This is a genomic window from Flavobacterium sp., from assembly GCF_035760125.1.
Classification (GTDB): domain Bacteria; phylum Bacteroidota; class Bacteroidia; order Flavobacteriales; family Flavobacteriaceae; genus Flavobacterium.
In genome coordinates this window covers 1-7,085 of sequence record NZ_DASTTN010000053.1, presented here as the reverse complement: position 1 = coordinate 7,085, position 7,085 = coordinate 1, and the positions used below count along the sequence as shown (strand labels likewise).

7 protein-coding genes are annotated in these 7,085 nt (G+C 34.5%); 5 read left to right on the top strand and 2 right to left on the bottom strand.

Annotated features, from left to right (window positions below):
• The 5 genes from metG to VFS71_RS02340 all read left to right on the top strand — a co-directional run.
• The coding region (gene metG, locus VFS71_RS02360; protein ID WP_326399164.1) for a methionine--tRNA ligase subunit beta at positions 1 to 945 on the top strand (945 nt) is incomplete at its 5' end.
• A gap of 99 nt (positions 946 to 1,044) precedes the next feature.
• Positions 1,045 to 1,929 (top strand): DMT family transporter, encoded by an 885-nt coding sequence (locus VFS71_RS02355; RefSeq protein ID WP_326399163.1) that lies wholly within the window; start codon positions 1,045 to 1,047, stop codon positions 1,927 to 1,929.
• A 37-nt stretch (positions 1,930 to 1,966) separates the two neighbouring features.
• Positions 1,967 to 2,677 (top strand): HAD family hydrolase, encoded by a 711-nt coding sequence (locus VFS71_RS02350; protein ID WP_326399162.1) that lies wholly within the window; start codon positions 1,967 to 1,969, stop codon positions 2,675 to 2,677.
• Between the two features lie 136 nt (positions 2,678 to 2,813).
• Positions 2,814 to 3,443 carry a chloramphenicol acetyltransferase gene (locus VFS71_RS02345; protein ID WP_326399161.1) on the top strand — a complete coding sequence of 210 codons (630 nt, stop codon included), beginning with the start codon at positions 2,814 to 2,816 and terminating at the stop codon, positions 3,441 to 3,443.
• A 78-nt stretch (positions 3,444 to 3,521) separates the two neighbouring features.
• Positions 3,522 to 4,895 carry a hypothetical protein gene (locus VFS71_RS02340; protein ID WP_326399160.1) on the top strand — a complete coding sequence of 458 codons (1,374 nt, stop codon included), beginning with the start codon at positions 3,522 to 3,524 and terminating at the stop codon, positions 4,893 to 4,895.
• Between the two features lie 29 nt (positions 4,896 to 4,924).
• Here VFS71_RS02340 and dapB read toward each other — a convergent pair whose 3' ends face one another.
• Complete coding sequence (gene dapB, locus VFS71_RS02335) at positions 4,925 to 5,734, bottom strand: 4-hydroxy-tetrahydrodipicolinate reductase (RefSeq protein ID WP_326399159.1); 810 nt, start codon at positions 5,732 to 5,734, stop codon at positions 4,925 to 4,927.
• A gap of 166 nt (positions 5,735 to 5,900) precedes the next feature.
• Positions 5,901 to 7,085, bottom strand: a 1,185-nt coding sequence (locus tag VFS71_RS02330; RefSeq protein ID WP_326399158.1) for a hypothetical protein, incomplete at its 5' end; no start/stop codon positions are given.

Below are 7,085 nucleotides of genomic sequence, written 5' to 3'. Positions count from 1 at the left end.
AAAGACAATGATTTTACCTGGAAAGATTTTCAAGCGAGAAATAACAACGAATTGGTAGCGATTTATGGAAATTTCATTAATCGTGTAGTGGTTTTAACTAATAAATATTACAACGGAATCGTACCTCAACCGAATGAACTATCAGAAGTTGACGAACAAACCCTGACCGAATTGAAAGCTTATCCAGCAGTGATTTCGAGTTCATTGGAAAGATATAGATTTAGAGAAGCACTTGGCGAAATGATGAATGTTGCCAGACTTGGAAACAAATATTTGGCTGACGAAGAGCCTTGGAAAATGGTTAAAACCGATCCAGACCGCGTTCAAACCCAAATGTATGTTGCCCTGCAAATTGCAGCTGCTTTGAGTTCACTTTGTGAGCCTTTCTTACCATTTACAGCTACAAAATTGTCGCGAATCTTAAAGATTGAATCACCATTAAATTGGAAATCTATAACTGATAATTCTGATTTATTGCCAGCAGGCCACCAAATTGGAGAAGCTGAATTGCTTTTCTCTAAAATTGAAGACGAGGAAATCCAAAAACAAATAGATAAGTTGGAAGCTACTAAAACTGCAAATATTGCCGAAAACAAAAAAGCAGAACCACAAAAAGACTTAATCCAATTTGAGGATTTTGCCAAAATGGATATCCGTGTGGGAACAATCCTTGAAGCTGAAAAAATGCCGAAAGCAAACAAGCTTTTGATTTTGAAAGTGGATACTGGAATTGATGTTCGTACAATAGTTTCGGGAATTGCCGAAAGTTTTAAACCAGAAGACATTGTTGGAAAACGGGTGACTGTTCTAGTGAATTTGGCACCAAGAAACCTTCGTGGTGTAGAAAGTCAAGGAATGATTTTGATGACCACCAATGCCGAAGGAAAATTAGTTTTCGTAAATCCTGATACAGATGGTGTTGGGAATGGAGAGACGATAAACTAAGCTTTATACCTATTATAAAATTGCGTAAATCGGTTAATCTTTTAATTGATTTGCGCAATTCCTTTTTATTTTTTTACAAAAGCACAAATAAATAAAAACATGAAACTCACCAAACCAAGATTAGCTTTAATCTACGGTATACTCTGTATTTCGATTTTCCCGATATTAGTCAAATTACGTTTAACGCCGGGATTGATTTCGGCTTTTTACCGAATGTTTTTTGCTTTTATATTACTTCTTCCTTATGTGCTCCTAAGTAAAAACTTTAAACTCCCAAGTTTAAAATTTGCGCTTTTGGCAGGACTCTGCAGCATTTTATTTTCCTCAGATGTTGCTGTTTGGAATATTGCAATTCAGAATTCGAGTGCTACACAGGCGTCATTATTAACCAATTTATCTCCAGTTTGGGTTGGCATTGGTTCTTTTTTATTTTTAAAATCAAAACCGGCAGCAAATTTCTGGATTGGAACTCTAGTTTCTTTATTCGGAATGGTGGTTTTGGTTGGTTTTGAATTATTCACTGAAATGAATTTCAATCAGGCATTCCTGTTTGCTGTTTTATCCGGAATCCTATATTCTATTTATCTTTTGATCAGCAAAAAAGTGCTTTCAGAGGTTGATGTTTTATCCTTTATGACAATTAGTTTACTGACTTCGAGCATTTATCTTGGAATTCTTTGTTATAGCTTAAATGAACCTTTCACTGGATTTTCAGACACAGGCTGGTTTGTTCTGGTACTTCAGGCGCTAATTTGCCAATTGTGTGCATGGCTCTCTGTCAGCTATGCCACTCAACACATGCGTGCAACGAGAGTTTCACTGAGCTTATTGAGTCAGGCAGTAATTACATCGATTCTGGCTTGGATGTTTTTGGAGGAAAAAATAACTTTACAAATGGTTTTTGGCGGTATTATTTTACTTTTCGGAATCCGAATTACCTTTTACGATAAGACTATTCCGTTAAAAAAGTTATTTTCGAAATAAAATTCCAAACCTTAAATTTAAAAAAATCATTATAATCATGTCAAACAACAATAAAATACCCAATTTAAAAGTAATAGCCTTCGACGCCGACGATACCCTATGGATTAACGAAACCTACTTTGATGAAACCGAGAAAAAATTCTGTGGTTTGATGGAAGATTACCTGTCACATCAGGGAATTTCAAAGGAGTTATTCAAAATTGAAATCGATAATCTTAAATTGTACGGTTACGGAATCAAAGGATATATTCTTTCGATGATTGAAGCGGCGATGCGAATTTCAAACAACACCATTCCGATTGAAATAATTGAAAAAATCATCCAGTACGGGAAAGAATTACTCGAAAAACCGATTGTTTTGTTGGAAGGAGTTGAGGAAACTTTACAGGCTTTGCATGGAAAATACAAATTGGTGGTTGCCACCAAAGGGGATTTATTGGACCAACGTCGAAAATTACATAATTCGGGCTTGGGGCACTATTTCCATCACATTGAAGTGATGTCAGACAAGCAAGAAGTAGATTATTCGGATTTGATTAAAAGGTTGGAAATACAACGCGAGGAATTTTTCATGATTGGAAACTCCTTAAAATCGGATGTATTACCTGTTTTAGCCATTGGCGGACATGCGGTTCATATTCCTTTTCACACCACTTGGGCACATGAAAAAATCGACCATAAAGTAGAACACAAAAACTTCCAGGCCTTTGAAAAAATAACAGAAGTTTTGGCACTATTGGAGTTATAAAAAACGCTTTTTTTAAACATACAGACCTAGTTAAAATGCTTTTTATTTAGTACTTTAGCTAGGTTTTTAAATTTAAACGTATTTCCCTTAAAACGCTCAGACCACTAAAGAATTGGATCAGCTTAAATACTAAAAAATGAAAAAGCTCTTAGACCTAGACAATTGGAATCGAAAAGAACATTTCCTTTTCTTTAAACAAATGCAAGAACCTTTCTTTGGAGTAAACGTGGCTATTGATTGTACCAAAGCGTATGAAACTTCCAAAGCGCAGGGTACTTCCTTTTTCATATATTATTTACACAAAACTTTAATGGCCGTAAATGCTTTTGAAAATTTCAGATACCGAATTTCAAACACACACATCTACATATATGACCGAATAGATGGATCGGCAACCATAAGTCGCGCTGATGGCACTTTTGGATTTTCCTTGATAGAATACCATCCCGATTACACGATTTTTGAACAAACAGCAATAAAAGAAATTGAACGTATTCAAGGCACAACAGGTTTATTTACAAGAGAATTCAAAGATGACAATGTCATTCACTTTTCGGCAATTCCCTGGCTGGATTTTACTTCGCTTTCCCATGCTCGCAATATGACTTTCCCAGATAGCTGTCCAAAAATTTCTTTTGGTAAAATGACACTGTCCAAAAAGGGAAAAAGAAAAATGTCGATGTCAATCCATGCTCATCACGGATTGATGGATGCCATGCATGTAGGCCAAATGGTAGACTATTTTCAAGAAATAATGAATCAATAAATTCAATTGATATAAAATGGAATCTGTATTTTTGAATTCATTTTAACAAATTCATCATAGTCAGCAAGCAACGAACTTATGAAAAAAATCATTCTTTTTTTGATTCTAATCCAATGCAACTTCCTTTTTAGTCAGACGGTATTAGCGACCTTTCCATTGGAACTCAAAAAATCTAAAGAATATAAGCAAATTGTAAATGCGGAAAACACTGCCACACACGATGTATTTGCCTTTGTCTCCGACAAAGAGACGCTTACTATCCTAAAATACAACAGTGCATTATTCCTAACCAATCAATATACACTCGCAAGACCTGACATAACCTACAAACTCTTGGCCGGTTATAGTTTCAATGACGATGGAAACCCAACCCTATATTGGTCTTCAGAGGATTTTAAAAAAGTAATAGCCGTCCAATATGATTTGAATACCAAAACCACTGTTGCTGTTTTTAGTTATGATTTGCCTTTTTTCAATCAATCCATTATCACACAATTTCAGGAAAACAATACTTTTTATATTCTTTCACAAAAACATTTCGAACAAAAATTGATTCTGTATGTTTTTAAAAACGGTAAAAAAGAAGAAAAAGAACTAGATTTCGGTTCTTTTAATTTTAAAAACAGTAAAAATCAAGCTTTAACTTTTAGCCAAATTATAGAAGTTTTTCCCATTGAAAAAATAGAAACAAATCAGTTCAATCCATTATTCAAAGGAACGAACAAAACAAAACTTTATGTCCTAAAAAATAGATTGCTTCTCACTTTTGACCATAATTTTAACGAAACGCAAGGCTTCGATATTGACTTGGCGACTTTTGAAATCCAAGAAAAAAATTTTCCACAACCCGTAGTCAAAAAACAACCGAGTCAGTCCAATTCCTATTACCATGAGAATAAAATATACCAACTCAACATCAATGACGAAGAATTATTGTTTGAAATAAAAGATTACAAATCAGCCGAAACCATCAAAAGCATTCCTGTTTCAAAAACTGAAACTATTCCTTTTAAAAGCTCTCCTTTGTGGTTACAATTGGGAGAAGAAAGACCAAAAGAGTTAAAAAATACTGCCAAATTCTTGAATCAATTAGTGTATTTGGAGGCAGGATTAACGGTTTATAAAACACCGAAATCTATCTTAATTACATTGGGCGGAACTGGTGATATCCAATTTACGGATATCGGCCAAGACAACATTAATTTAGCGTTCCGTAATGTCCCAACAACTATTTATTTTGAAAGTTCATTCGATAAAAAATTAGAGCAAACCAAGCAAGAACAGGAACCTCTTGCTGTCGATTTTATTTCCCGTTTTAGGGAAGAACATCCCGAAGTGACCGTCCCTAACATTATCCGCTACAAAAACTACTATATTATGGGATATTACGATACGTATGCCAAACAATACACCATGCGCAAATTCATTGACGGATTTGATAGTTCGTTTTAATGAACTTGGTCGTATGTTACATTTTCATACTATAAATCCATAACGCTGTCTAAACCTCTCTTCAAACCTGTAAAAGAGCTTACATTTCTTATCGCCAGAAGAGCCCCTCCTACATAAGGTTTTGCAGTATTTCCAGCATCCTGTTTCATGGTCAACCTTTCGTCTTCCAGTCCAAAAATGGTTTCCAATCCAATAACAAATCCGGGAAGTCTCACTGAATGCACTTGCATACCATTAATATCAGCACCTCTAGTTTCTTTTATGCCTTTAGTATTTTCTATTGGAACTGTTTTAATTGATGAACCGATTTTTGAGAGTTGATTTGCCAATTCCAATGCACTGCCACTTGGCGAATCTATCTTACTGTTCTTTGCATAATCGATAATCTCCCAATGTGGCATATATCTAGCTGCAATTTTTGCAAAATGGTTAAGTAGAACAACGCTTATCGCAAAATTACCTACAGCCAAAACTGCTTTCCCTTTTTGTTCAGCAACTGCTTTTATATCTTCATAATCATTGTCCGAAAGTCCAGAAGTGCCCACTACAACATTTATTTCTTTATGGATTGCAGTAATTATGTTGTGCTTTGCAATTTCGGGTGAAGTATACTCCATTAAAACATCACATGGTACTGTTAATGCCTCTTCAATTGTTGCAAATACAGGAATATTTCCATCCGTTTCCAAACCTAAAACATCCTTTAAATCTTTGTTTGCATTTTTACGGGAAATAGCGGAAACCAATTCCATGTCTTCTGCCAAAACGATACCTTTACAAAGTTCGGAGGCCGCCCAACCTGTGGCACCTGCAACACATACTCTTATCTTGTTTTTCATTTTATCCATAGTATAAAATATTGAAGTTATTACAAAACATATTCAACTGTAAGTGGCTACAAAAAAGCTAGTTGAATTAATTTTATTTATCAAAACTACAATTAAATACCTGTTTCAAAAAACAGAAAAGGTTCTATACAATAAAATATTAAAGATATAAGAAGATTTAATTCTCGCAGAAAGCACCTATTTGTTGCAAATGTCTTTCTGTTTGGTATTTATTGAAGTTATCCCATTTTGGAGGAGAACTTGTTTTTTGACCATACATCGAATCCAGACAAACATTGTTGTCTTTGTATTTATCATGTAAAACAGCCAAAATTTTGAAGAAAAAGGCATCAAGCATAACGATGGCTTCAAATTCGGATTTTAATGCATTATAATTGCTGTCTGATGGATTCAACAATTGCAATAAATCTAAAACTGCAGTCTTTTCGGCTTCATTGATTTCGGTTAAATAACCATTTTTTAAAGTTTTAAAAACTAAGTTATTCCAAGCCACGCTGTCGTGCCCCCATTGAACATCAGGTAGATTTAAAGAATGCTCACAGATCAGAATAATGGAAAAAAGAACGTCATTTAAATATTCAGCAGGAAACTCATCAAAGCTTCTGAATTCAAAACCACTTTGGTACATTTTTTCCTGATTAAAATCAAGTCCAACCTCCGAAAGCAATTCGTATTCCATGTCAACTTCGATTTGGTCGCGCCACCAAATATTTTCTTCTTTTTCAAACTTTAACAGTTTTCTAAAATCATCTACTTTGTAGGTCAGAATTTTTCCTTTTGGCATCGCTTTATTAAAAGTTCCTACGCCTATGTAACGAGACATGGCATTTCGCATAGAACCCAAAGTGAATTTTTTGTCCAAACTGTACTTATCACTTATCACTCCCATAATATCGGGACTTCCAAGAGTTGCTATAAAAAATGGCTCAAACCATTGCAACAAATAAATTGCATTGGAGTGTGTCTTATCAAATTCATTATAATCTACAATCCTACTGTCTTCAGTCAATGACGGCAAAGTAATGTGAAAATGATACGTTCCATTATTAAACAAAACCAGATTTTCCTGATTGGTCATGAACATATTCAGACCATTGTTGTAATCCGGAAAATTTAATTTTCCATTCAATACAGAGGACTCGTTGATTTTATCAAGGAATAATTTTTTGGTAGCTTTTAGTTCTTTACAGGAATCAGCTATTGTTCGGTTTTCAAAATATTTGGTTACAAATTCAATAGAATCTCCATCAAAATGTACCGAACCCATCGTTTTGTTTCTTTGGGTAATCATACTCTGAATATTGTATGGTTGATCCTCAAGAAAAAGTTCCATAATTGATTT